Genomic DNA, 24,988 nt, shown 5'->3' with positions numbered 1-24,988 from the left:
ACGTTTGCTTTGTCATAAAACTTCAGTATGATCTCCTGCAATTTCTGTCTCATCACTCTATTTTGTAAGGGAACACTATGTTTGGCACTGCAACTAGCGCAAATGCTACCCGTGTATTACTTTTAGGCTCTGGCGAACTCGGTAAAGAAGTCGCCCTTGAATGCCAGAGACTTGGTTTAGAAGTGATTGCTTGTGATCGCTATGCCAATGCTCCAGCGATGCAAGTTGCTCACCGTAGTTATGTTATCGACATGTTAGATGGGAACGCCTTAGAAGAAGTTATTACGAAGGAACAACCTACTTACGTCGTACCAGAAATTGAAGCCATCGCAACCGGCAAACTGGTAGAGCTTGAAGAAAAAGGACTGAATGTTGTTCCAACCGCTAAGGCAACCAGGCTAACAATGAATCGTGAAGGTATCCGACGTTTGGCAGCAGAAGAACTGGAATTGACGACTTCACCTTATCGTTTTGCAGATAATTTTGAAGACTTCAAAGCCGCGGTTGAGCATGTGGGTATTCCGTGCGTGGTGAAGCCTGTGATGAGCTCTTCAGGTAAAGGGCAAAGTGTTATCAAGACCGAAGACGACGTTACAAAAGCATGGGATTACGCTCAGGAAGGCGGGCGTACGGGTGCAGGTCGCGTTATCGTGGAAGGTTTTATCGACTTCGATTACGAAATCACTTTATTGACCATCAGAGCCGTTGACGGTGTGCATTTCTGTGCTCCAATTGGTCATCGTCAGGAAGATGGCGACTACCGCGAATCATGGCAACCGCAAGCTATGTCAGAAAACGCAGTAAAAGCAGCTGAATACACGGCTGAGAAAGTGGTAAACGCGCTCGGTGGCTACGGCATCTTTGGTGTAGAGCTGTTTGTCAAAGGCGATAAAGTCATTTTCAATGAGGTCTCTCCTCGCCCTCACGATACGGGTATGGTTACAATGATTTCGCAGGAAATGTCTGAGTTTGCTCTCCACGTGCGCGCGTTTACCGGAATGCCAATTAATAATATTGTGCAATATGGCCCATCTGCGTCTGCTGTTATTCTTGGACAAGGGACTTCCACAAACATTCGCTTTGAAAACCTAAGCAAAGCTTTAGCTCAACCTCAAACACAAGTTCGTCTATTCGGTAAGCCAGAAATCGATGGTCGCCGCCGTTTAGGTGTTGTCCTTACGCGACGAAAAACCACCGAAGAAGCCGTTCAAGATGCTGTTGAAAGTGCTTCAAAAGTGAATATCATTTATTAAATACGAACCACTCATACAAAAATAGCGCAGCTCAAATTGCTGCGCTATTTCGTGTTCCAAACCGAAGAGAGCCTATTCACTCTCGATTAAGTACACTTCTTCAGAGAAGCGACTTAAGCCTTTTTTCGCAATTTTAGGATGATTCTCGTCAGCTTCATCTACGTTCAAACAAGTAACTTTGTAACCTGAAAATAACTGCTCAATCTCTTCGACCGGCACGCTAAATGGAGGCCCCGCCATCTCTTCTTGAGGATAGTTGAGTGTAACAAGCAAAATACGACCGCCTGGGTTCAAAAGTTGCTTGAGACGCTCTACATACTCCTCTCGCATATCTTGCGGTAAAGCAACCAACGCGGCGCGATCATAAATGATATCGGCTTGAGATACTGGTGCAGTGAAAAAGTCCCCAGTATAAATAGAGAGCTCATCAAATTGATAAAGCTCGTGCATGCCATTAAGAGGCGTTACCGTTGGCGTGTAAAAATGTTCAGCAAAAAAGGCACGCACAGCAATATGGCTTAGCTCAACACCTTCAACCGAATCATGCTTCATCGCTAGCCAAATCAAGTCTTCTGACTTTCCACATAAAGGAACTAACACTTTATCTTCACGCTTTGGATTAGTGTGTTTCCAATATACTGGTAATAGCGGGTTTACATCTTCCAAGTGAAATCCGATCTGATTGCTGGCCCATTTGTTATGCCAAAATTCTTGGTCTCTCATTTTACTTTCTACTTGTCGGCTGTTTTCATTTTGAGAGGTAAGACTAACGTTTTTTTTCAATTTGTCTATGCCGTTCATCTTTGGTTAATACTGCGGTGATAGGATGTAATCGGTCTCATAGGAGACGCGCCTTTATCTGATAATCAGAATAAAGAAAAGAGAAATGGTGATCTAACGCACGATTCTACTTCAAGATAAAACTGAAACCTTGGAATCTTTCGTAATGGCCCCATTTATAAGTTAGTACCTGATTTGCCGAACTTAGCGACCTTTATGTTCCCTATTTTCTAAGTACAAGCAAGTTAAGGAGAGTGAATGAGCTTATTTCTTCGTACTACAGCATTGATGCTTTTGGTACTTAGCCGTGCACCGGCATTTGCCGCACTTCCAATTACCCCTGCGCCTAGTGGCGAACAAAATCGTTCAACCAGCCAAAACGAAGTTTGTTCGAAACTTTTTAAACACAGCCTTAGCGGTTTATATGGCATTCAGTCAATCGACACCACACCAACTCAGCCATATTCTGACTTCGACATTCTTTACAGCAAAGCTCACCAAGCACAATTTGAACTTGAAACTATCTGTAAGAGTACCGCACTTCTTAATGACGCTCAGCCATACTTCGCAGGCGTGAAATCCAAACAACGAGCAGAAGAAAAGATAGCTTTAGAGTTAGATGGGAAAGTTGAACGTATTACTGACCTAGCACGTGCAACGATTGTAGCTGAAGACGTCGCGAGCTTAGTCTCCATTTATGAAACGTTAGAGCGTGAAACAACGATTGTGAAAGTAAAAAATCGATTCAAAAAACCTGGCCCTTCAGGATATAGAGACTTGAACTTGCTCGTTCGTTTACCAAAAACAAACCTAGTAGCCGAAGTTCAACTGCACTTGAAAGCAATCGCAGATGTAAAAAGCGGTCCCGAACACGACCTATACGAAAAAATCCAGAAACTAGAACGTCAAGCGATGTTGGAAAAACGTGAGCTAAGCGAAATAGAGCTTGCCTCTATTCGCAACATGCGTACACAGTCTAAGAACTTGTACCAACAAGCATGGCAACCATACTTAACAACGCATCTAGAAGCGGCGTAACCGATATCATTAAGCGTCTCTCATAAACAGAAAAACCACCGCATTGCGGTGGTTTTCATTTGTATGCACACGAATTTTACGCAAAAAAAAAGACCACGCCTTAGCGTGATCCATTTATTCGGCTTACTGTACTTTCTTCAGGTTTTCTACACGAGCTTTTAACTTCTGACCCGGGCGAAAAGTCACTACACGTCGAGCAGTAATTGGAATATCTTCACCAGTTTTCGGGTTACGACCAGGTCGTTCATTCTTGTCACGAAGATCAAAGTTACCAAAACCTGACAGTTTTACCTGTTCGCCACTTTCCAGTGCCTTACGAATCTCTTCAAAGAACACTTCCACCGTTTCCTTGGCGTCCCGCTTACTAAATCCTAATTTATCAAACAGGTTTTCTGCCAGTTCGGCTTTTGTGAGCGCCATAAAACTTTCCTCAAAGCTATGTTAAACAATGCTACGTTAGTGTAGCGCCAGAGCAGTTTTACCCTACCAATTCAACAACATATCGGGGTTACATCAGGAAGTGTATGACAAGCTTATGATTTTCGCCAACTTTTTTCTTGGCGAACAAAAGGAATAGCACTACGTAAATTATTGTTAAACGCCAGAAATTTGATATTTTTGTTTTTGTTTCATCTTTATCAGGAAAAACATCCAGATTATAAAACTAAAATTAGTTTAAATATCAACATTAAACACTATTTAATAAAAATATCAGATATTGGTTATTTAACAGACACTTGACATAGAACTTGTCGTAAATTCAGTGATTTGTATGTAACTCGATACGTAACAATTAGATTAAAAGGTATGACCACCTGTACTTTGCAACTGTGCTTAGAAAGCTTGATTAAACCCACGCTTCTCGCTGTTTAACGATGACGCCATATACAAAGATTGATAATGTGGAAGTTCGTGTATTTCCTCATTGGCTTCTTACACTGCTTCTAGGCGACCATGATTAATCAAATCATAAATATTCTTTTCCCTGTTTTTGCTCTTGTCGGAGTTGGCTATTTGGTCGGTCGTTACATCAAGCCTGACTTTCGCCCAATAAACCGCATTAATATTGAGGTTTTTACGCCAGCACTGGTATTTTCGTCACTCGTTAGCATGCCGCTCGATTCAAATCAGGGGCCACTTCTTTTGGCGGCAATTGTTGCGGTTTTAATTCCCGCACTACTCATGATCCCGGTATGTCGATGGACGTCACTCTCGTTTAAAACCTGGGCGCCACCACATATGTTTCGCAATAGCGGAAATCTAGCTATTCCTTTGTTTACCTATACGTTTGGAGAAATTGCGCTGTCGTCAGCAGTGCTTTTATTTGTCGTGTCAGCATGCTTGCATATCAGCTTAGGCGTAATGCTGCTTAGTCATGGCAACCCTTTTAAGCAAATAGTCAAGATGCCAATCTTTTTAGCAGCGTCGTTGGCTCTGTTTCTCAACGTGTCAAATGTGGGAGCATGGGCGCCTTTATACGAAGCCACGGCTCTACTTGGGCAAGCGGCCGTACCCGTGATGCTTTTATCTCTGGGGGCACAAATGTGTCATTTAAGGTTGGACGGTTTAAAGATTGGTGTGCTGTGTACCGTGCAGTCACTGGCAACTGGTGCTGTCGCTTTTGCACTTATTTATTGGTTAATTCCCCTTCCAACGATGCAATTGCAAATGATGGTGCTCTTCACAATGCTGCCGCCAGCCGTCATGAATTACCTATTTGCGGAAAGGCTGAATATAGAACCCATGAAGGTGGCGTCAATGGTACTATTTGGCAACTTTTTCAGCATTCTTACGCTGCCTCTTCTGCTTAGCTATACCCTCTCACTCGCTGCCTAACCGCCAATAAGCTATCGTTAGCGTGTATTAGCTGAAAAACAATACGTTCCTAATCTCGGGTAAGGGCCATCCCTAGTTTGGTCTAGTATTTTAAAATAATGAGGGGGGGGGTGCGAGCAGTAAGGAACTTGAACAACGACAAGGTAATCCTAAAAATAAAAAACCCTGCCAAACTGGCAGGGTTTTCATTTCTTAAGAAGATACGTTACGCGAGATTAGTCACGCAGAGACGCACCAAACTTCTCAGAAACGTGAGCAACGATAGCGTCAACCGCACCAGCGATATCTGCATCTTCCAGCGTACGCTCAAGTGACTGTAGAGTCAGAGCGATTGCTAGGCTCTTCTTACCATCTTCAACGCCTTTACCTACGTAAACGTCGAACAGTTTCGCATCTTTAAGGAACTCGCCACCTTGCTCTAGACAAGCGTTAACGATGTCACCAGATGCAACAGCTTCATCCACTACTACCGCGATATCACGACGGTTTGAAGGGAATTTAGAAAGTGCTACCGCTTCTGGGATCACTTTGCTGTTGATTGCAGACCATTCGATTTCGAATACGATAGTACGACCGTTTAGACCGAACTTACGCTCAAGCTCAGGGTGAACGGTACCGATCACGCCTACTTCTTTGCCGTCTACGATGATTGCCGCAGATTGACCTGGGTGAAGAGCTGGGTTAGCTTTTTTGCTTTCAGGTGACAGTGCAGCGAAAGAGTACGCTTTTTCGTTCGCAGATAGCTCTAGAATCGCTTCTAGATCGCCCTTAAGGTCGAAGAAATCAACCGTGTTAGTTTCGATATCCCAATGTTCTTCACCGCGAGTACCAGCAATAACACCTGCAAGCATAGGCTCTTGGCGCATGCCGTTTTCTGCAGTTTCACATGGGATGAAACGTAGGCCGTATTCGAATAGACGAACGCGTGGCTGTTGACGCTTCTGGTTGTGAACAACCGTGTTCAGCAGACCTTGGATAAGACCAAGACGCATTGCTGACATGTCTGCAGAAATTGGGTTTGGAAGCACTAGAGGCTCAACACCAGGTACAACTAGCTTTTGCTGCTCAGGCTCAACGAAGCTGTATGTGATTGCTTCGTGGTAACCACGGTCAACAAGAAGATCACGAACGCGTTTCAGTGGAAGATCCGCTTCAACGTGGTTGTGCATCTTAAGTGCTGCTGCTGGGTTTTGGTTAGGAATGTTGTCGTAACCGTAGATACGGCCAACTTCTTCAATCAGATCTTGCTCGATAGCGATATCGAAACGCCATGTTGGCGCTACTGCCACCCAACCTTCTTCTGAAGCTTCAACAGTCAAACCTAGGCGCTCTAGGATTTCTACTACATCAGCATCAGCGATGTGGTGACCTAGTAGGTTGTCTAGTTTCGTGCGACGTAGTGCAACTTTGTTTGGCTTAGGTAGGTCTGCTTCAGATTCTACAGCTACAACAGGTGCTACTTCACCACCACAAATTTCAACAAGAAGCTGAGTTGCACGCTCCATTGCACTCACTTGTAGTGCGTAATCCACACCACGCTCGAAACGCATTGAAGAATCAGTGTGAAGACCGTAGCTACGTGCGCGGCCACGGATGTGGTCAGGTGCAAAGAATGCACACTCTAGTAGAACGTCTTTAGTCTCAGTTGTTACACCAGAGTCTTCACCACCAAAGATACCTGCGATTGCAAGTGCTTTGTTGTGGTCAGCAACTACTAGTGTATCTGCGTTTAGTTCTGCTTCGTTGCCGTCAAGAAGCGTTAGCTTCTCACCTTGCTCAGCCATACGAACTACGATGCCACCCTCGATCTTCGCTAGATCGAATGCGTGCATTGGTTGGCCTTGCTCTAGAAGAACGTAGTTAGTGATGTCTACTACAGGGTCGATCGAGCGAATACCACAACGACGCAGTTTCTCTTGCATCCATAGTGGCGTTTCAGCTTGAACGTTTACGTTCTTAACTACACGACCTAGGTAACGTGGACACGCAGCTGGCGCTTTCACTTCGATAGACACTTTATCGTCGATTGAAGGGGCAACTGCTTCTACTAATGGCTCTGTCACGTCAGCACGGTTTAGTACGCCAACTTCACGAGCTAGACCACGAATGCTGAAACAGTCTGCGCGGTTTGCTGTTAGGTCTACGTCTACCGTTACGTCGTTTAGACCTAGGAATTCACGGAAATCAGTACCGATTACTGCGTCTTCTGCTAGTTCCATGATACCGTCTGACTCAACGTCGATACCTAGTTCAGTGAATGAACAAAGCATGCCGTGAGATGGCTGGCCACGTAGTTTCGCTTTTTTGATTTTGAAATCACCTGGAAGAACAGCACCAACTGTTGCTACTGCTACTTTCAGACCTTGGCGACAGTTAGGTGCGCCACAAACAATGTCTAGAAGCTCTTCTTCACCCACGTCAACTTTAGTTACGCGCAGTTTGTCTGCATCTGGGTGTTGGCCACATTCAACAACGTGACCGACTTTAACGCCAGTAAAAGAACCAGCAACAGGAAGAACGTCGTCTACCTCTAGGCCGGCCATTGTAATTTGGTGAGTTAGCTCGTCAGTAGTAACCGCAGGATTTACCCACTCACGAAGCCATGATTCGCTGAATTTCATGTTGATGAACCCTCTGGATTACTTGAACTGTTTTAGGAAACGAAGATCGTTCTCGAAGAACGCACGTAGGTCGTTCACGCCGTAACGAAGCATTGTTAGACGCTCAACACCCATACCGAATGCGAAACCAGAGTATTTTTCAGGATCGATACCTACGCTACGTAGCACGTTCGGGTGAACCATACCGCAGCCTAGTACTTCTAACCATTTACCGTTTTTGCCTTTCACGTCTACTTCAGCTGAAGGCTCAGTGAATGGGAAGTAAGATGGACGGAAACGTACTTCTACTTCTTCTTCGAAGAAGTTACATAGGAAATCGTGCAGGATGCCTTTCAGCTGAGCAAAGTTTACGTTCTCATCAACCAGCATGCCTTCCACTTGGTGGAACATTGGCGTGTGCGTTTGGTCGTAGTCGTTACGGTATACACGGCCTGGTGCGATGAAACGGAATGGTGGTTTACCATTTTCCATCGTACGGATCTGTACGCCTGACGTATGAGTACGAAGCATCAAGTCTGGGTTGAAGAAGAAAGTATCGTGGTCAGTACGCGCTGGGTGATCAGCTGCGATGTTTAGCGCATCGAAGTTGTGGAATGCATCTTCGATCTCTGGTCCAGCCTCGGTGTTAAAACCAAGTTCGCCAAAGAACTTCTCAATACGCTCTACAGTACGAGTTACTGGGTGTAAACCACCGTTTTCAATACGACGACCTGGTAGTGTTACGTCGATTGTTTCTGCTGCTAGTTTTGCTTCAAGCTCAGCACGTTGTAGTGCATCTTTACGAGCTGCGATAGCTTGCTGAACTACGCCTTTCGCTTTATTGATCTCTTGACCAGCTTCACGGCGTTCTTCTGGTGGTAGTTTGCCTAGGCTTTGAAGTTGAGCAGTTAGCTCACCTTTTTTACCCAGATACTGAACACGCACTTCATCAAGTGCGACTAGCGATTCGGCAGCTTCAATTGCAGTGCTCGCGCTAGCAATGATCTCTTCTAGATGTTGCATCGTTTCCTCATCTACCTGTAGGTAGTGTCCATAAGGGAGTGATTGGTTTTTTGATAGCTGTACATAGTAGCCAAACCGGGCACCAATGCCAAATTGAATTACGAAAAGAAGAGGTTATTGAATAAAAAGAGCACAAAAACGTCAAAAATGTCATCTTTAGTTAATCTGCCGTTTAGCTGTGCCCTTTTGTTTTAGAAATAGTATTGAATAGATAGCTCGATAAAATCGTCATCTCTAGCGAAGTAGAGCAAATCATTTGGTGTTTCATTTTTAAACAACCAAGCATCAATTTGCCACTTAACGTGATTCGATATTCGGCTCGATGCTTCTAACTTAGCATTGTAAACATCATCGTTATCTAAATCCTTCGTAATTCCCGTCAATACTTCCGTTCCGTCCTCATCATTGAGCGCCCAACGAATACCTGCAAACACATCATTTTGACCGATAGTTTGTGCGTTGTTCCCACGACTGTCATAGAGGTACTCACCAATAACCCCCACATCCCAAACCGTGTCAAATGCACCGACGAAGGTATACTCAAAGCCCGTCACAAGACCGACATGATTATCAGCACTATCTCGATAAATACTTTCCAGTTTCCATAACCAATCGCCAACGATTCCTTGCACATCCAGACCGACATGACTCATCAGACCGTAGTAAGGCTTTAATTCTCCGTACTCAAAACGAAAGTAAGGATCCCGGTTTGTTCCATATAAATAGCTCAGGCCTACGTCCCAATCGCCAAGCATTTTCGAATATCGAAAAGCCACATCTACGTGCTTCTCTTCTCTGCTTGATTCATAAATAGCATCATCAGAGACAACGGGGTCGGTTCGCAAGCGGCCATCTGTACCCGCAAACGTTCGTTCCCTAAAGTAAGGTAACAACATTGCGTGGACGGTGCCCCAGTCTTTGAAAGAGGTAAAATGTAACATCGGCTGACCGAGTTTATCTTCACCATCGACGGCTTCAATGGCATCTGTTTGGTTTACTACATCAACTAAATGGGCTGATTCAGTCACTCCCCAAAAGACCTTACTAATCCCAACTCGAAGCTCATAATCATCCCAATAAGTCAGATAAAGTGCCTCTCGTATGTCACCATGACTTCGCTCATCGTCTAGACCATCCAGGCGATAGAAAGGTGTGAAAGTAAAGTTTGCATCACCATTTTGCATCTCCCAGTAAAATTCTGGCTGCAAAACCAGTGACGTTTGCGCTTTGCTCTGACCCTGAGAGCCCGTTTTAAAAAACTGACGATGCTCAATATTGACTTGTCCTGCAAGCTCGACGGCAGTCAGAGGCATCGAGTAAAAAAAGGCTGCTGCACTAAGCAACAACCCAGCATTTAATCGCTTCATTTTTCCTCCACTACCTCACTCGCTTCAACACATTCTTATGAAAGTCATTGTCTTGTAATCCAGTGTTAAAACGCATTTCGCTAGTCGTTAGCTCAGTACTTTTTCCTGTTTGATGGTTTGTCATCGCCATAGTGTGCGCTCGCCAATATTGGTTGAGATATTGCTTGTAATCGGAAAAAGAAAGCGTTTTTAACAAAGAGCCTTTGCGGTCGTAAAACTCAACTTTAAGTGGACGATAATGCGCTTTATCTAACCATACCGTTTGCTTGGTATAACCTGAGTTCTTATCGGTCGGAATTTGCTCTACAACGAAAGCATCTTGCCCGTTTATGCTGTCATCTTGTAGGTAGTTGAAACGGTATTTTTCAATCTCAAAGGAACTGAGATCCTCATACGCGAATTCACTGCCCATAAAAGGACCTGATTTGTTACGCGAGGAAATACGTTTCACACGTTTCAGTGCAGGAAGGTAAAGCCATTGGTCATCGGCACCCACCGTATGAGAATGGTTAAGAAACGCCGTGCCTTTTACATCTCTCGGTTCATCAAATATCGTGAGCCCTTTGTCACCATCGCCATCAACTTCGAGTGATTGTAAGCGCATTAAACGTGTGCTGCTTTCTCCTTGCGCGTTTCGCAGAATCATTTGCATCGTAGCAACAGAATCCCCCCACCCTTCATCACGGGCTTTGCGCTCTTGGGCAATTTCTAGTCCTTTGGCTTCATCCGCCAACACCGCATGACTCATAATAAGCGAGACAGAAAGTACTGATACTTTTAAGGCATTTTTTACTAAATTCATGTTCGATCCTTTAATTCGTTATGACTGAGTAACAGTCTTGGTTTGAGAGTCAGTTGATTTAAGCTTATTTCGGCGCTCCACCTCGTCGTAAACGCCTTTGTCAAACAACATCAGTAGAGTCGGTAGGAAGATGAAATCCACAACAAGGGCAATAAAGATGACAATGGCACTCAGCTGTCCCATATCGGCATTTAAACGGAAGCTCGACATCGCCAGAACAGAGAAACCAGCAACAAGCACGACCGTCGTAATCCAGAGTGCGCGCCCCACGGTACGAAAGGCGTAGCGAACCGCTTGCTCCGCACTGTGGCCATCTTTACGAGCGTGTTGATATTTAGAAAGAAAGTGAACGGCGTCATCGACAACAACACCAAGCGTTAATGTCACAACGACAGACAATCCCAAGTTAATCTCGCCAGAAACCAGCGCCCAAATACCAAAACCAATAAGCGCAGGAGCAATATTCGGGACAAGACTAATTAAGCCAAGCTTGAACGAACGCAAGGCAAAGATCAGTAATGCAGAGATTAAGACAAGAGTAATGGGCAAGGTTGACAGCATGCTGGCCATATTCGTTTCACCAATATGCGCAAACATCAGTGAAGGACTAGACGCAACAACATCATATTGAGGCGCGTTTTCGTTAAACCATTGGTAAATGCGATTTTCCAAATCAACAAGCTCGACGCTGCCCAAGTTCTCCACGGTGAGAACCATCTTGATCGACGACTTATCTACATTGATTTGGTTGTTCAAATCTAAACCATACGGTAGTGACATTTCATAAAGCAGCAGATATTGAGCCGCTAATTCTCTGTCTTGAGGGAGCGAGTAATAAGCCTGATCATCTCCATGCATGTTCTTGTTTAGGCGCTTATAAACATCGCTCAAGGTCGCAACATGGTCCGTTTCTGACTGCAACCTTAGCCAGTCAGTAAATTTACCCACGGAATTGAGAAAATTAGGATCGGCAATGCCCTGCGATTCGTTGGTTTTTATCGCGATACTGATGTTCGCCATGCCACTGATTCGCTCTTCCATAAAATCAGCCGCTCGGCGAAATTCATTGCTATGGCCAAAGTACTCGACGGATTCATCATTGACTTTGTTCAGCGGAATCAAGCTCGCACTCGCGACAATAACAAGCACCGACAACGGCAATAACGCATGTCGCTTTGACACCACGAAATCTCCTAAATGATCCATAAAGTGCTTTCTTTCATCAGAAGTATCCGACTTCACCGTAACCGGAAGGATATTAAGCAAGGAGGGAAGTAACGTGATGGAAAGGAAACAAGCAACCATGACGCCAAGGGCTGATAGGTTGCCGAAATCTCTCAGGATTGGAGAATCCGACATATTCATCATTAAAAAGCCGATCGCGGTGGTAATGGAGGTAATCAAGATAGGCATGAAATTGAGCGCAATACTTCGCTCAATAGAGTGGGCTTTACTAAAGCCGTTTTGCATAGACTGACGCATTGTCGCGATGATGTGTACACAGTCTGCGACGGCAAGCGTCATCACCAAGGTAGGCACATTAACGGTCGCCGTGCTTAAGAACATACCAGCCCATCCTGACAAGCCCATTGTAACCATAACCGAGCCGATAATAACGATGAGTGTCGCGATGACGCTAAGCAATGAGCGCAACATGATGGTCAGAAACACCAATATCACTAGTAACATAGTAGGCACTAATGTTGCGCTATCATCTTGGGCTGCGGTCATAAACGCGTAGTTCATTGCAATAATACCAGCCTTATGGAATTCCGTGTCTGGGTACACTTGCTGATAACGCTCAATCATTCCGTTTATGTAAGCAACCACCTCTTGTACTTCAGCAGTTTTATCTATTTCAGGGAGTTGGACCGTAATGTTTACGACCGTGACATCTCCTTTTTCAGAAATCAGTGAACTTTTCAAAACCGGCTCACTCAACGCAATACTTTTGACTTTCTCTACTCGTTGAGGTGTCAATTCATATTCGCTATACAGTAAATCTTCGACAAGAAGATCATCTTCAAACGCTTCGGTATGCTGGTAGTTGGCGAGGGAATCAACGCGGGTCGAGTATGGAACTTGCCACGCCTCGTCAGTGATCTGCTGAATAAGAGATAATGTGCTAGGAGTAAAAACAGTGCCGCTCTTTGGCGCTATAACCAAAGCAAGACTGTCAGATTTTGCAAAGGTGGTTTGAATTTCATCAAACGCAAGTAACTGCTCATTTGTTCCATCAAAGAAGATGTCGTAATCTCCTCTAAAGTAAAGATTTTTTCCTCCAATAGTTGCTATGACAATCAATAAAACGGTAGCAAGCATCACCAATACACTGTAATTCGTTGGTAGCTTACCCCACCCTGAACGGGCGTATTGTTGAACGTTGTGATGTGGCATCACACTCTCCTTTTGTGACGTTTCGTCAAATTTAAAAACTAAAAAAACAGCAAATGCTGTAAATAACCAGACAAACTCGACATGCAAACTTTAGATCGAATGAATTTGGCTACATAAGTTAGTTTTTAGTAACTTCCTATGCTTCTCGTGATCATTGGCTGAACGCCAACCTTCGAGATTTAATGACGATTCGTCACAATAGTGCGATAAAAAAGCCAACCATAACGTCAGATTGGCCTTTCCAGTTTATCAGCGATTCACTGACTCTAAATAAGCAAGCTCTTCACTAAATAACTCCTGCTCCACTCGACGCCAGGTTTTACGGTAGTCCCATTCTGTAGATAAAGGCGACCAACCTAAACCATCAAGTAACATATTCGCGTTGTGCAGTACTGAGAATGGGTCTTGAATTCGCTGAATACATCGACTGTTCGATGCATTTTGCGCCAAAGCGTTTGAACCGAAGGCAATAGACCAGTTGGCGAATACAATAGCATCTGAACCAATTGCGGGAGAAAACTTAAGATCACCACATTCTACCGCATTGTTCACTAGCGCATCAGCACCATCTATTACTTGTTCTTCCAAGTTATTCAGTTCATTCACACGTTTAGGCGAAGCCTTCTCTAGAACCCAAGGCGTCTTTGCAACAATCGCACAAGTTGATAGTACTGGCTCCATACGAGCGTAAATACGATAACCTACATGCATCGCAATGATTTTTTCTCTGGTATTGCCATTAAATTTGGCGGTACGTTCGAAAAATATTGCTTCGCTTTTCAGCGAATGAATACAAAGCGCAAGAATCACATCTTCTTTGCTGCAAAAATGATTGTAGATCGTCCCTTTAGAATAAGGGCTTGACGCTGTAAGCTTGTCCATCGTTAAGTTGGCAAAGCCTTGCTCTTGAACTAAAGACTTAGCCAATTGAATAAGCTCTATCTCACGATCAGCAATCGCCTGTTGCTTTTTTGTTAGCCCTGAAGACACACGACATCCGTCTTGCTTGCTATATTTTTTACAGCGAAAGTTAAACATAATCCTTTGATCCGTATACCAACACACTCCCAATAATTGTAACACGATTCTTTAATACAGGAACGCAACTAAAGTTGACGAACCGTCACAAATGACACTTCGTCATAATAGATCAAAAAACAAACATTTCAAGTATGAATTTATAATTAGAAGATAAATAGCTACCAATTATGCATACCCAAGTAGCTACAGGATGCTTGGTTCAACGAGAATGGTTTCTTTGTAGAGGAAGCGAGAGAGGCTTTGGGAGGAACAACGAAGGAAATCAGCATGTTAAAAATGACGAAAGTAGATACTGAACAGGTATTATTCGAAATAAGCCCAAAACACTTTAAGTCTGAATTAAGAGCAAACACCGCTGAATGCCCTACTTACAAAGTATTTGCTGTCTTAGGCTTTTTCTTTTGCAACGCCCTTTCAGAAACTCTCTTCAAAAAAGGCTCAAAATCTATATAGATAGGCTTGGCTTATCACCTGCAGATGCGATGGCATAACGAATATCATCAATAAATCGCCCCTCTGTCTCAATAATGCCGTCAGAGAATGTGACTGGCTGATGTGGCCCAGCAAGTAGAACAATATTAGTAAAATCAGAGACATTAAAGTTCTCTGCTACAACATTTTTGGAATGAAAATCGATGACGGTCTTTGCGACTTGATCTTCCAGTAACAAAAGCTGTTCTTCGGTAATTTTCATACGCGCCAAAGCAACGCGAACACACTTATCGTGGGTAGTCGTCTGCTCTTTTATGATTTCGGTATATTTGTCGTTGAGCTTGGAGTTCTCTGCATAGCTATAATATAAAGGTCCGTGCAGCGTTATATTTTTATCTTCATCAACGTAAACGAGATCCAACAACTCTAATGCTTTTAAGTAATCGGACATGCTCTGCTCAGACAAGTCATACTTTTTCTTTAAAATAGAATAGCCGTCTTTACCTCGTAACATTCTCAATTCACGATAAAAGTCGTAAAGGTGAGGGAATTGAAAGAATACTTCATCCTGTGTGCGACTAAAGTAATCCTCGTCTTCACCTTGCAATTGATTTGCGAGCTTTTGTAGTTCATCTAACGTGCAATCAACCGCTCTACAATATTCCAGCAACTTATCTAAAGCGAGATTCGTGCTTGTAAGATGTCTCTTAAAGGTAGATAGTGGCATACCCATTTTCTCAGATAGCTCTCGATATGTTAGCCCTTTTGTTTTAATCGCTTGGCGTAATGCGGCTAGCAAGTATTCGGGAGTCAGATCTCTCATCTACAATTCCTTTTGGCAATGTTACAGCTGTATAGTATTTGTAACAATTTAGAACCGCTTGGCAAGGTATAAGTTCATATTTTTATAAGAAAAACATGAATTAATATACCGAAAAGAGAATTCACACAACAAATGAAAAATTCAATATGAATTCAATTTCATTATAGATATAAAATAATATGCAAAATAAAAGTGAAGCAATTACTCTAAATCATCGTGATTAATTTTAATAGTAACGTAAAGTTGAGAATATAAACCTATTCTCTCTACAAAAATCTAGAATAATTAACCTAAAAGGAACAGAACGGTAAATGCATAATAATTCACCGCTCTCTATTAGCATTTTTGCAATGCTATTCAAGTAGACTAGTCCGCTAGTTTCACTGCAGTACCAAATGCCAAAATTTCCGAAGAACCATCTACGATTGAGCTTGTGGTAAATCGAATCCCTACTATTGCATCGGCACCTTTAGATTCAGCGTCCGCCACCATGCGCTGTATAGCAATATCACGCGCGTCGGTCATCATTTCCGTGTAACCACGAATTTCGCCGCCAACAATGCTCTTGATACCCGCCATGAGGTCACGGCCAATATGCTTTGATTGAACAACATTACCAGTTACAACCCCTCTGATTTCAGAGATCTGCTTGCCAGGAATGCTTTCGGTCGTTGTGTAGATCATTTTTAATCCCTTATAAACGTAAAAATTTATACCCAAGCTACCTTATAACTAACATAAGATGCTAACCAATAAATTGAGAAGACTGATAAACAATACTCTAAATAGCCAAGCTAAAAGTCATTTGGGTATAAATTTTAGCAATAAAAAAGGAGAGCTAATGCTCTCCTTCTCTTAATCCTAAACTGCTAATTAAAGAGCAGCTTTCGCTTTTTCAACTAGAACTGCAAATGCAGCTTTGTCGAATACTGCGATGTCCGCAAGGATCTTACGGTCGATCTCGATAGATGCTTTCTTCAGACCGTTGATGAAACGGCTGTAAGATAGACCATTTTGACGAGATGCCGCATTGATACGTGCAATCCATAGTTGACGGAATTGACGTTTCTTAGCGCGACGGTCACGGTAAGCGTATTGACCAGCTTTAGTAACTGCTTGGAAAGCTACGCGGTAAACACGTGAACGCGCACCGTAGTAACCTTTAGCTTGTTTTAGAACTTTCTTATGACGTGCACGAGCTTGTACACCACGTTTTACGCGAGGCATTATGCTTCTCCTAAACTAAACGATTGATAACTAAAAAGAATTAAGCGTATGGCAACATACGGATTACTGCAGCCACTTCACATTTTGGAAGGATTGCATTCGGACGTAGTTGACGCTTGTTCTTAGTAGTACGCTTAGTCAGGATGTGACGTTTTGTAGCGTGCTTGTACTTAATACCACCAGCAGTTTTCTTAAAACGCTTAGCAGCACCTTTGTTGGTTTTCATCTTAGGCATGATGAATAACTCCGCATTGAGTAGGTTTAATAAACAACGTAATTAGGGCGAACAAAACCCAGCCATATGCCTTTATATAAAGGAAAGCGGCTAGGTTTTAATTACTTGATGAGCCGTTAATTACTTCTTTTTAGGGGCTAGCACCATGATCATCTGGCGACCTTCAATCTTCTTAGGGAAAGATTCAACTACAGCAATTTCTGCAGTATCTTCCTTAAGACGATTTAGAACGTCAACACCGATGTCTTGGTGTGCCATCTCTCGGCCACGGAAGCGAATTGTTACTTTCACTTTGTTGCCTTCTTCAAGGAAACGCGTCAGGTTGCGTAGTTTTACCTGATAGTCTCCAATATCAGTTCCAGGACGGAATTTTACTTCCTTGATCTGGACCTGCTTTTGCTTCTTCTTCTGCTCTTTAGCAGTTTTGCTCTTCTCGAAGAGGAACTTACCATAGTCCATCACACGACAAACAGGTGGCTCGGCGTTAGGACTGATCTCAACGAGATCCATACCAGCTTCTTCAGCAGCTGCAATGGCTTCTTGAATCGATACAACACCAACTGATTCACCGTCAGCGCCTGTTAGTCGAACTTCACGAATACCACGAATTTCACCGTTGATACGGTGCGGGTTTTGTTTTACCGGCTGTTGGCCACGTCTTCCGCCTTTAATAGCTTATTCCTCCAGATTGAGCTTACGGCTAGAGATCTCGTCTTGGATGTATGCAATAAAATCATCCACTTTAAATTTACCAAGATCTTTACCTTTACGAGTACGCACTGCAATTTCGCCAGCTTCCATTTCTTGGTCACCAACAACAAGCATATACGGTACACGCTTCAAAGTATGTTCGCGGATTTTAAAGCCAATCTTCTCATTTCTCAAGTCCGCTTTAGCTCTAATTCCACTTTTTTGTAGTTTTTGTACTATTTCTTGAACATAACCTGACTGTTTATCAGTAATGTTCATAAGAACTGCTTGTTCTGGCGCCAACCAAGTTGGGAAGAAACCAGCATATTCTTCGATAAGGATACCGATGAAGCGCTCTAGTGAACCTAGAATCGCACGGTGAATCATTACCGGTACAAGACGTTCATTGTTTTCACCTACATAAGTTGCACCTAAGCGATCTGGTAGGTTGAAGTCTAGCTGGACAGTACCACACTGCCACGCACGGTCTAGACAATCGTATAGTGTGAATTCAATCTTAGGACCGTAGAACGCACCCTCGCCTTCTTGAATTTCGTATGGAATATCCATCGATTCAAGAGACTGCTTCAATGCTTCTTCAGATTGATCCCAGATTTCATCTGAACCTACACGTTTCTCTGGACGAGTAGACAGTTTCACTACGATGTTGTCGAAACCAAATGTTTGGTACGTATCGTACACCATCTTGATACAGTTTGTTACTTCTTCTTGAATTTGGCTCTCAGTACAGAAAATGTGAGCGTCATCCTGAGTAAAGCCACGTACACGCATAATACCGTGTAGTGCACCAGATGGTTCGTTACGGTGACATGAGCCAAACTCAGCCATACGTAGCGGTAGGTCGCGGTACGATTTTAGACCTTGGTTGAAGATCTGTACGTGACCTGGACAGTTCATTGGCTTAATTGCGTATTCACGGTTCTCAGAAGAAGTTGTGAACATTGCATCAGCGTATTTATCCCAGTGACCTGAGCGTTCCCAAAGAACACGGTCCATCATAAGTGGACCTTTCACTTCTTGGTAACCGTACTCATCTAGCTTAGCGCGGATGAATACTTCTAGATCACGGAAGATAGACCAACCATTGTGATGCCAGAACACCATACCCGGTGCTTCTTGCTGCATGTGGAATAGGTCTAGTTGCTTACCAATCTTACGGTGATCACGCTTCGCCGCTTCTTCTAGGCGAGTTAGGTGCGCTTTCAGTGCTTTCTTGTCGTGGAAAGCCGTACCGTAGATACGTTGAAGCATTTTGTTGTCGCTGTTACCACGCCAGTAAGCACCTGCAACATTCAGCAAAGTGAAGTGTTGACAGAAGCTCATGTTAGGAACGTGAGGACCACGACACATGTCGATGTATTCTTCATGGTGGTAAAGGCCTGGACGATCATCACGAGATACGTTTTCGTCTAGGATTTCCACTTTGTATGGTTCGCCACGTGATTCAAACGTATCACGCGCTTCCTGCCAGCTTACTTTTTTCTTAACCACTTCGTACTTGGTTTTCGCTAGCTCTTTCATACGCTTTTCAATCTTTTCAAGATCTTCTTGCGTTAGAGATTCGTCTAAGTCGATATCGTAGTAGAAGCCATTGTCGATGGTTGGACCGATCGCCATTTTAGCTTGAGGGTAAAGCTGCTTAAGAGCGTGACCAAGAAGGTGAGCACAAGAGTGACGAACGATTTCTAGACCGTCTACTTCATCTTTAACTGTGATGATTTCAAGGCTTGCGTCTTCTTCAATTAGATCACACGCATCAACGCGGTTACCGTTTACACGACCAGCGATAGTTGCTTTTGCAAGACCAGGACCGATCGATTGCGCAACTTCCATAGTAGAAACTGGGTTGTCAAATTGACGCTGACTGCCGTCAGGAAGAGTAATAATAGGCATGCTATGTCCTTTACAGTGGTGTTGCACACCAAGCAACACATGTTATTCAAATTAGAAGCTATTTGTTGAAAATAGTTGAGAGTCAATAAAGGCCTCTCGGTAACACGAATACCGGACCGTTATCGAAAATGGGATTGTACATAGCTCACATTTAGAATGCAAAGCGCGATTTTGTTTTGTCATAAGAACTTAACCGCAGACCCGTCACTACAATCTGATCATGCTTTTTTTAAGAGACCGCATAGCTGATGAATGGAATTGCCCCTCAATGAACTTACACAACAAATTACAATATCCCCTATTACGTGTGAACCGATACAAAGCCTAACACGCTGGGCGAGAGCTCAACGTGCGATTTAGGTATATAGTTGTTTTATAGAGTAGTTTGTATGTAGGTATTCATCATGGTCTATTTCAAATCGCGCTTTATGGTGCTTCTAAGCACCTCGATATGTTCTTTGCAAGCCTTCGCATCAAATGACTTATATGGCCCGCTGCGTTCTTACGCACAATCCCCAATGCAAGTGGTTAGTCACACCAACATACTGCGTTCAGGACATAGTTTGCCCTATGGTTTTGTCGAAGCCTATGGTTCAGGAACCGTGGCAAGTGTTTGGGCTCATACTGATGAATACGCACTGGATTATTACCACAATCAAATCGAATTAGGCAGCAAATGGCAAGTCAGCAACCGTTGGCAGTGGGAGCTCAACTATCGATGGGTCTTTGCCGCTGACAACCATTTAGATGGACTGACGAAAAGCTTCCATAAACTTTTCGGTATCGGACAAAATGGGCGGGATAAAGTAGACAGAGATCGTTTTTACATTTCAATGCCGCAATATGATGTGCTTGAAGATGATTTCGAAGGACAAACACTGGCCAATAACCTATCTACTTACTTACAGTATCAAGTGTTCCAAAATGAACATCACGGCCTATCGATTGGCGGCAGTTTGTATTTTAACGATGTGGCTCACGGCACTTTTCAAGGCAGCAGTTTCGAGCAAGGCTTCCAATTAAACTACAGCTACTTAAGTGATGCTCATGCATTTTATTCGATGATTGGCATGACTTTTCGTTCGGATGACCGTGCCTTGCTCGATCTGCCTTATCGACATAATACGATTGCCATTGCAGGTGGGTACCGTTATGCCTTAGAAGATAACCATCACCTGATGTTGGAATATCATTGGTATCAAGGCTCAACAGAAGGACCCACAGAGTTTGCTGATGCCTCTAATGAACTGGTATTGGGCTATCGATATCTAATGGAAAATTCAGCGCTTGAGTTTTTAGCCGTAGAGAACGCAAGAAACATGGATAACAGTACCGATATCGCTTTCACAATAGGATATCGGTACATATTTTCATCAAGTTGATGAGAGCTATAGATTTAGCGTTGGTGCAACTGCGGCTGCGACTTGAGCATCGGTTGCATTGATCGGCAACGTAAACGAGCGATATTGGTCACCAGCCAAACTGAGCGAACGGTCAATCTCTGCCAAACAATGCATGACCTGTCCTTCCAGAATAAAAGAAAGCTCAATTTCTTTTGATGAGATAAAGCCGTTGTTACGGAACTCTAGCTCTTGATAAATACCAGAGCGAGAGGAAAACGAGCCACCGCGCAAAAAGCCTTTTTCAACATCGGCTTTAACCATAGTGAAACCAGCTTGCTCGATCGCTTGAATAACCCGAGATGCTACTGGTAAAGGTTTCACTTCAATATAGTCACGGTCACGCGGATCAATTGCAAAATCAATATCTAACGTCGTCTCGACCCAAACATGACATTGATTCTTAAGTGCGCTAACCGCAGTAATTGGTGTTTCATCATGCAGTTTTAGCTCAAACGGAACCTGCTTTTCTTCATTAGGTTGAATCACAAAAGGGTCAACTGCTTTCAATTGATCAATAGTGAAGGTTTGGTAACTTACGCTATCATCCACTTCGACTTTCATTTCCGTGTTCAATTTAATCGTAATAGCATCAATTTGTTGTTCGACATCTCCGCCTTTGATATGAACATGCCCTTTCAGCGTCGCTCCTTGAAACACGCTCATTTCGTCCAAAATGGTATCTACTTTTGCAGAGCCGATCCCCAGTGATGCTTTCAATTTTTTAAACATATTTTTCCTTTTTTAGCGACTTTTCTTCTAATAATCGTTTGTTTACACAATTGTTTTCTGCTGTGCAAGCAATAGACCACAAGAAAATGTTTGAATTCAATCATCAAGCCAAATAATGCTCAGCAGCAAGAGTCATTCAGCCCTGCTATAGGATTGTTCGGTCACTAAGCGGTACATTCGTCGAGAAATGTTTGCAATTTGTACCTAAATTAAGCAGTATTTGTATAGTCAAATAAAGGGAAATCATTATGTCTGCACCACTCTATATTCAAATTAAACAATTTATCCTGGATAAAATTGATGCTGGAGAGTGGGTAGTTGGTCATCGCATCGCCACCGAGATTGAGCTTACCGAGCAATTTGGTGTCAGTAGAATGACAGTGAACAAAGCAATTCGGGATTTAGTAAATGAGGGCCGATTACAACGTCGCCCACGCTTAGGCACGTTCGTGTGTGATCCTGGTGAAAAGTCAGAATCTCCCCTGCTAGACATTCGAAACATTGCCGAAGAAGTCAGCGATAGAGGGCGAAAGTATGGCAGTAAAGTGCTCAAACAGATTGCCATAAAAGCAGATGACAACATTGCGACAAAACTCGGCGTTATGCTAGGCACGACAGTGTTTTACAGTGAAATTATTCACTATGAAGACCAAACGCCGATTCAATTGGAGCTCCGCTGGGTGAATAGCCAATATGCCCCGAGTTATTTAAATCAAGACTTCACACAAATCACTCCAAATCAATACCTGTCAGATAATTGCCCACTCAGCGCGATAGAACATACTGTAGAGGCAATTGTGCCTGAAAGCCGTATTAAGCAAGACTTAAAAATGCAAGCCAATGAACCTTGCCTTCTCTTGAATCGCAGAACGTGGAGCCAAGATAAGTTAGTCAGTACCGCCCTACTTTATCACCCTGGTAACAAATATAAGCTGAGCTCAAAAGTGCTCATTTAAGGACAAGGTTTGTCCTCTAGATCTACGTTTTGATCACATTTTAGCAACATCAATCTTGTCAGTGTTCTTATTTTGCTCTATTTATTTGTATATACATTTAATGATACAAATAAACACAGGGACACAAACATGGATTTGCTGATTGAAAACGCACGTCTAGTTACCATGCAATCGGGAGAATGCGGATACCTTCCAACGCCTCCAGCGCGCATTGGTATTCAATCTGGAAAAATCGTTGCGATCAGTACTTGTGCCATTGGTGAAGACGCACCGCAAACCGAGTCTCTGCTGTCTGCCCAACATTACGCTCAGAGTATCGACCTTCAAGGCAAGTTAGTTCTGCCAGGTTTGATCGACTGCCACACTCATCTTATTTACGCGGGCAATCGTGCCAACGAATTTGAAATGCGCTTAAACGGCGTGCCATATCAAGAAATTTCCAAACAAGGCGGTGGGATACTTTCAACGGTGCATGCGACGCGTTCAGCAACCGAAGCGCAATTAGTTGAGTTAGCGTTGCCACGTTTAGACGGGCTACTCGCGAGCGGCGTCACTTCTGTCGAAGTGAAATCAGGCTACGGATTGACACTGAATGATGAAGTAAAAATGCTCCGTGCAGCCAAAATGCTTGAACAAGAGCGCAAAGTTAAAATCACCACTACACTTCTCGCCGCTCACGCCATTCCGCCAGAGTTCCAAGGTCGTGCAGATGATTATATTGAGCACATTTGTCAGGACATAATCCCTGTTGTCGCAAAGGAAGAATTAGCTACGAGTGTCGATGTTTTTTGTGAATCGATTGGTTTCAATCTTGAACAAACAGAAAAAGTGTTTGTAGCTGCAAAACGCCACGGCTTAAAGGTTAAAGGGCATACTGAGCAACTTTCTAATCTCGGTGGTACAGCCCTCACTGCGCAATACAACGGTCTGTCAGCGGATCACATCGAGTTTTTAGATGAGCAAGGTGTTAAAGCACTTGCTCGATCAAACACCGTCGCCACTCTATTGCCTGGCGCTTTTTATTTTCTAAGAGAAACTCAGTTACCACCGATTGAGTTGTTGAGAGAGCATAACGTGCCGATGGCAATTGCTACGGACGTCAACCCAGGTACATCACCATTTTCTGATCTCACACTCATGCTGAATATGGCGTGCACACTATTTCGCCTTACACCGCAAGAAGCACTGCGTGGTGTAACGCAACATGCAGCCAAAGCTCTGGGTTATCAAAACTCACGTGGCGAAATCAAAGTAGGGTTTGATGCGGACTTCTCTATCTGGGATATCGAAAGCCCTGCGGATTTAAGCTATCAAGTCGGAGCAAAACGTCTGGTAGGTCGTATAGTAAATGGTGAATACATTTCACACGGAGGCCAATAATATGTCTCAATTCGACCTACACTCTCCCCTATTTCATTGGCAAGGCCGTCATGATGCCGAGGACGGCAAGCTTGGTCAGCGAATTCATCACGTTGTTCAACGCCAAAAAGCAGATGAGTTGAGTGCCGTTGCGCATGGCGTCTCATTACTCGGTTTTGCTACCGACGCTGGCGTTGCGAGAAACAAAGGACGCATTGGCGCGAAAAAAGCGCCAGACTTAATCCGACGAGCACTCGCTAATTTAGCATGGCACCAAGACGCCCCACTATATGACTTAGGTACTGTGGTGTGTGAAGACGACTTACTGGAGGAGAGCCAAGCTCTATGTGCAGCAACCATTTCAAGCGCACTGCCCCATACGCCAGTCATCGTGCTGGGTGGTGGGCATGAGATTGCGTGGGCCTCCTTTTCCGGCTTAGCGGGGTATTTTAAAGAGCACTATCCAGAGAAGAAACCTAAAATCGGCATTATCAATTTCGATGCGCATTTCGATTTGCGCGCATTTGAGAGTAACCTCGCCGACATAAGACCAAGCTCTGGTACACCCTTCAACCAAATTCATCATTTTTGTCAACGTAACGATTGGGACTTTCATTACGCTTGTATTGGTGTAAGCCGTAGTAGCAACACTAAAGCGCTATTTGAAAAAGCAGATGCGTTAAATGTTTGGTATGTAGAGGACAATCAGCTCTGCTACTTAAACCACAGTTATCACTTAACTCAGCTTCAGCATTTTATTGACGACTGTGACTACCTCTATTTGACCATTGATCTAGATGTATTTCCTGCCGCAACCGCACCTGGAGTCAGCGCACCAGCAGCTCGGGGAGTGAGTTACGACACTATTGCACCCTTTTTAGAGCGAATTCTTCATTACAAAAATAAGCTAATGCTGGCTGATATCGCCGAATACAACCCAAATTATGACGTCGATAGTCAAACTGCACGATTAGCTGCCCGTTTGTGTTGGGATATCGCCAACGCGATGGCGGAAAAACAGCACAAACCATAATGCATCCCAGATGCCACTGATTATTACGACCAAGCAAGTACTTGGTCATC

Annotated in this window: 23 protein-coding genes; 8 read left to right on the top strand and 15 right to left on the bottom strand. The window is 43.6% G+C overall.

What is annotated here, in order from left to right; genetic code table 11:
* Positions 1 to 77 precede the first annotated feature (77 nt).
* Entirely contained in the window at positions 78 to 1,253 is a 1,176-nt protein-coding gene (purT, locus tag R7041_RS02905; protein WP_064368105.1) for a formate-dependent phosphoribosylglycinamide formyltransferase, read from the top strand.
* A 72-nt stretch (positions 1,254 to 1,325) separates the two neighbouring features.
* Here the strand turns inward: purT and R7041_RS02900 are convergent, their stop codons facing one another.
* Positions 1,326 to 1,976 carry a thiopurine S-methyltransferase gene (locus R7041_RS02900; RefSeq protein WP_021707633.1) on the bottom strand — a complete coding sequence of 217 codons (651 nt, stop codon included), beginning with the start codon at positions 1,974 to 1,976 and terminating at the stop codon, positions 1,326 to 1,328.
* A gap of 315 nt (positions 1,977 to 2,291) precedes the next feature.
* Here R7041_RS02900 and R7041_RS02895 point away from each other — a divergent pair, with 315 nt between their 5' ends.
* Positions 2,292 to 3,071 carry a phosphoribosylglycinamide formyltransferase gene (locus R7041_RS02895; protein ID WP_025766820.1) on the top strand — a complete coding sequence of 260 codons (780 nt, stop codon included), beginning with the start codon at positions 2,292 to 2,294 and terminating at the stop codon, positions 3,069 to 3,071.
* A 123-nt stretch (positions 3,072 to 3,194) separates the two neighbouring features.
* Here the strand turns inward: R7041_RS02895 and ihfA are convergent, their stop codons facing one another.
* A complete protein-coding gene (gene ihfA, locus R7041_RS02890) occupies positions 3,195 to 3,491 on the bottom strand; it encodes an integration host factor subunit alpha (protein WP_005377899.1) in 297 nt (98 codons plus the stop codon).
* Positions 3,492 to 4,025: 534 nt separating this feature from the next.
* On the opposite strand from ihfA, the gene R7041_RS02885 reads away from it, so the two are divergent.
* On the top strand, positions 4,026 to 4,907 hold the full coding sequence (locus tag R7041_RS02885; RefSeq protein ID WP_005377901.1) for an AEC family transporter: 882 nt from the start codon (positions 4,026 to 4,028) through the stop codon (positions 4,905 to 4,907).
* A 215-nt stretch (positions 4,908 to 5,122) separates the two neighbouring features.
* On the opposite strand, the gene pheT is transcribed toward R7041_RS02885, so the two are convergent.
* From pheT to R7041_RS02855, 6 genes are all read right to left on the bottom strand, one after another.
* Positions 5,123 to 7,528: a phenylalanine--tRNA ligase subunit beta gene (pheT, locus tag R7041_RS02880; RefSeq protein WP_104975257.1), complete on the bottom strand. Its 2,406-nt coding sequence runs from the start codon at positions 7,526 to 7,528 to the stop codon at positions 5,123 to 5,125.
* Between the two features lie 18 nt (positions 7,529 to 7,546).
* The gene (gene pheS, locus R7041_RS02875; RefSeq protein WP_005385470.1) at positions 7,547 to 8,530 is read right to left on the bottom strand and encodes a phenylalanine--tRNA ligase subunit alpha; all 984 of its coding nucleotides are present in this window, start codon (positions 8,528 to 8,530) and stop codon (positions 7,547 to 7,549) included.
* A gap of 191 nt (positions 8,531 to 8,721) precedes the next feature.
* Entirely contained in the window at positions 8,722 to 9,897 is a 1,176-nt protein-coding gene (locus R7041_RS02870) for a hypothetical protein (protein WP_411978877.1), read from the bottom strand.
* A gap of 10 nt (positions 9,898 to 9,907) precedes the next feature.
* Positions 9,908 to 10,699, bottom strand: a complete 792-nt coding sequence (locus R7041_RS02865) for an outer membrane lipoprotein-sorting protein (protein ID WP_104975256.1) — start codon at positions 10,697 to 10,699, stop codon at positions 9,908 to 9,910.
* An 18-nt stretch (positions 10,700 to 10,717) separates the two neighbouring features.
* Positions 10,718 to 13,096 (bottom strand): efflux RND transporter permease subunit, encoded by a 2,379-nt coding sequence (locus R7041_RS02860; RefSeq protein ID WP_054574058.1) that lies wholly within the window; start codon positions 13,094 to 13,096, stop codon positions 10,718 to 10,720.
* Positions 13,097 to 13,345: 249 nt separating this feature from the next.
* Positions 13,346 to 14,134 carry a TetR/AcrR family transcriptional regulator gene (locus tag R7041_RS02855; RefSeq protein ID WP_005377913.1) on the bottom strand — a complete coding sequence of 263 codons (789 nt, stop codon included), beginning with the start codon at positions 14,132 to 14,134 and terminating at the stop codon, positions 13,346 to 13,348.
* A 270-nt stretch (positions 14,135 to 14,404) separates the two neighbouring features.
* Here R7041_RS02855 and R7041_RS02850 point away from each other — a divergent pair, with 270 nt between their 5' ends.
* The gene (locus R7041_RS02850; RefSeq protein ID WP_017821820.1) at positions 14,405 to 14,590 is read left to right on the top strand and encodes a hypothetical protein; all 186 of its coding nucleotides are present in this window, start codon (positions 14,405 to 14,407) and stop codon (positions 14,588 to 14,590) included.
* Here the strand turns inward: R7041_RS02850 and R7041_RS02845 are convergent.
* From R7041_RS02845 to thrS, 6 genes are all read right to left on the bottom strand, one after another.
* Complete coding sequence (locus tag R7041_RS02845) at positions 14,583 to 15,392, bottom strand: helix-turn-helix domain-containing protein (protein ID WP_005377917.1); 810 nt, start codon at positions 15,390 to 15,392, stop codon at positions 14,583 to 14,585. The two genes, R7041_RS02850 and R7041_RS02845, sit on opposite strands and share 8 nt — an antisense overlap.
* Positions 15,393 to 15,758: 366 nt before the next feature.
* On the bottom strand, positions 15,759 to 16,076 hold the full coding sequence (locus R7041_RS02840; protein WP_005377919.1) for a heavy metal-binding domain-containing protein: 318 nt from the start codon (positions 16,074 to 16,076) through the stop codon (positions 15,759 to 15,761).
* 189 nt (positions 16,077 to 16,265) lie between these two features.
* On the bottom strand, positions 16,266 to 16,619 hold the full coding sequence (gene rplT / locus R7041_RS02835; RefSeq protein ID WP_004727974.1) for a 50S ribosomal protein L20: 354 nt from the start codon (positions 16,617 to 16,619) through the stop codon (positions 16,266 to 16,268).
* Between the two features lie 40 nt (positions 16,620 to 16,659).
* On the bottom strand, positions 16,660 to 16,854 hold the full coding sequence (rpmI, locus tag R7041_RS02830) for a 50S ribosomal protein L35 (RefSeq protein ID WP_005377932.1): 195 nt from the start codon (positions 16,852 to 16,854) through the stop codon (positions 16,660 to 16,662).
* A gap of 120 nt (positions 16,855 to 16,974) precedes the next feature.
* Positions 16,975 to 17,526: a translation initiation factor IF-3 gene (gene infC / locus R7041_RS02825; RefSeq protein WP_080276913.1), complete on the bottom strand. Its 552-nt coding sequence runs from the start codon at positions 17,524 to 17,526 to the stop codon at positions 16,975 to 16,977.
* Between the two features lie 3 nt (positions 17,527 to 17,529).
* The gene (gene thrS, locus R7041_RS02820; RefSeq protein WP_170902116.1) at positions 17,530 to 19,458 is read right to left on the bottom strand and encodes a threonine--tRNA ligase; all 1,929 of its coding nucleotides are present in this window, start codon (positions 19,456 to 19,458) and stop codon (positions 17,530 to 17,532) included.
* 404 nt (positions 19,459 to 19,862) lie between these two features.
* On the opposite strand from thrS, the gene R7041_RS02815 reads away from it, so the two are divergent.
* A complete protein-coding gene (locus R7041_RS02815) occupies positions 19,863 to 20,840 on the top strand; it encodes a DUF3187 family protein (RefSeq protein ID WP_025766827.1) in 978 nt (325 codons plus the stop codon).
* 6 nt (positions 20,841 to 20,846) lie between these two features.
* On the opposite strand, the gene R7041_RS02810 is transcribed toward R7041_RS02815, so the two are convergent.
* Positions 20,847 to 21,590: a sporulation protein gene (locus R7041_RS02810; RefSeq protein WP_025766828.1), complete on the bottom strand. Its 744-nt coding sequence runs from the start codon at positions 21,588 to 21,590 to the stop codon at positions 20,847 to 20,849.
* 248 nt (positions 21,591 to 21,838) lie between these two features.
* On the opposite strand from R7041_RS02810, the gene hutC reads away from it, so the two are divergent.
* The 3 genes from hutC to hutG all read left to right on the top strand — a co-directional run bounded on the left by hutC (position 21,839) and on the right by hutG (position 24,938).
* Complete coding sequence (gene hutC, locus R7041_RS02805; RefSeq protein ID WP_005385493.1) at positions 21,839 to 22,546, top strand: histidine utilization repressor; 708 nt, start codon at positions 21,839 to 21,841, stop codon at positions 22,544 to 22,546.
* A 129-nt stretch (positions 22,547 to 22,675) separates the two neighbouring features.
* Positions 22,676 to 23,926, top strand: a complete 1,251-nt coding sequence (gene hutI, locus R7041_RS02800) for an imidazolonepropionase (RefSeq protein WP_005377945.1) — start codon at positions 22,676 to 22,678, stop codon at positions 23,924 to 23,926.
* A gap of 1 nt (position 23,927) precedes the next feature.
* Complete coding sequence (hutG, locus tag R7041_RS02795) at positions 23,928 to 24,938, top strand: formimidoylglutamase (RefSeq protein WP_005377946.1); 1,011 nt, start codon at positions 23,928 to 23,930, stop codon at positions 24,936 to 24,938.
* Positions 24,939 to 24,988 lie beyond the last annotated feature (50 nt).

This window comes from Vibrio sp. 1751, assembly GCF_033339895.1.
Lineage (GTDB): Bacteria > Pseudomonadota > Gammaproteobacteria > Enterobacterales > Vibrionaceae > Vibrio > Vibrio alginolyticus.
The sequence above is the reverse complement of the archived record's forward strand: the minus strand, read 5'-3'. Positions and strand labels throughout refer to the sequence as shown.

Excerpts from the sequence above, each read along its gene's own strand:
- purT (WP_064368105.1), top strand. The coding sequence starts at position 78 with ATGTTTGGCACTGCAACTAGCGCAAATGCTACCCGTGTATTACTTTTA.
- R7041_RS02900 (WP_021707633.1), bottom strand. The coding sequence starts at position 1,976 with ATGAGAGACCAAGAATTTTGGCATAACAAATGGGCCAGCAATCAGATC.
- R7041_RS02895 (WP_025766820.1), top strand. The coding sequence starts at position 2,292 with ATGAGCTTATTTCTTCGTACTACAGCATTGATGCTTTTGGTACTTAGC.
- ihfA (WP_005377899.1), bottom strand. The coding sequence starts at position 3,491 with ATGGCGCTCACAAAAGCCGAACTGGCAGAAAACCTGTTTGATAAATTA.
- R7041_RS02885 (WP_005377901.1), top strand. The coding sequence starts at position 4,026 with ATGATTAATCAAATCATAAATATTCTTTTCCCTGTTTTTGCTCTTGTC.
- pheT (WP_104975257.1), bottom strand. The coding sequence starts at position 7,528 with ATGAAATTCAGCGAATCATGGCTTCGTGAGTGGGTAAATCCTGCGGTT.
- pheS (WP_005385470.1), bottom strand. The coding sequence starts at position 8,530 with ATGCAACATCTAGAAGAGATCATTGCTAGCGCGAGCACTGCAATTGAA.
- R7041_RS02870 (WP_411978877.1), bottom strand. The coding sequence starts at position 9,897 with ATGAAGCGATTAAATGCTGGGTTGTTGCTTAGTGCAGCAGCCTTTTTT.
- R7041_RS02865 (WP_104975256.1), bottom strand. The coding sequence starts at position 10,699 with ATGAATTTAGTAAAAAATGCCTTAAAAGTATCAGTACTTTCTGTCTCG.
- R7041_RS02860 (WP_054574058.1), bottom strand. The coding sequence starts at position 13,096 with ATGCCACATCACAACGTTCAACAATACGCCCGTTCAGGGTGGGGTAAG.
- R7041_RS02855 (WP_005377913.1), bottom strand. The coding sequence starts at position 14,134 with ATGTTTAACTTTCGCTGTAAAAAATATAGCAAGCAAGACGGATGTCGT.
- R7041_RS02850 (WP_017821820.1), top strand. The coding sequence starts at position 14,405 with ATGTTAAAAATGACGAAAGTAGATACTGAACAGGTATTATTCGAAATA.
- R7041_RS02845 (WP_005377917.1), bottom strand. The coding sequence starts at position 15,392 with ATGAGAGATCTGACTCCCGAATACTTGCTAGCCGCATTACGCCAAGCG.
- R7041_RS02840 (WP_005377919.1), bottom strand. The coding sequence starts at position 16,076 with ATGATCTACACAACGACCGAAAGCATTCCTGGCAAGCAGATCTCTGAA.
- rplT (WP_004727974.1), bottom strand. The coding sequence starts at position 16,619 with ATGCCTCGCGTAAAACGTGGTGTACAAGCTCGTGCACGTCATAAGAAA.
- rpmI (WP_005377932.1), bottom strand. The coding sequence starts at position 16,854 with ATGCCTAAGATGAAAACCAACAAAGGTGCTGCTAAGCGTTTTAAGAAA.
- thrS (WP_170902116.1), bottom strand. The coding sequence starts at position 19,458 with ATGCCTATTATTACTCTTCCTGACGGCAGTCAGCGTCAATTTGACAAC.
- R7041_RS02815 (WP_025766827.1), top strand. The coding sequence starts at position 19,863 with ATGGTCTATTTCAAATCGCGCTTTATGGTGCTTCTAAGCACCTCGATA.
- R7041_RS02810 (WP_025766828.1), bottom strand. The coding sequence starts at position 21,590 with ATGTTTAAAAAATTGAAAGCATCACTGGGGATCGGCTCTGCAAAAGTA.
- hutC (WP_005385493.1), top strand. The coding sequence starts at position 21,839 with ATGTCTGCACCACTCTATATTCAAATTAAACAATTTATCCTGGATAAA.
- hutI (WP_005377945.1), top strand. The coding sequence starts at position 22,676 with ATGGATTTGCTGATTGAAAACGCACGTCTAGTTACCATGCAATCGGGA.
- hutG (WP_005377946.1), top strand. The coding sequence starts at position 23,928 with ATGTCTCAATTCGACCTACACTCTCCCCTATTTCATTGGCAAGGCCGT.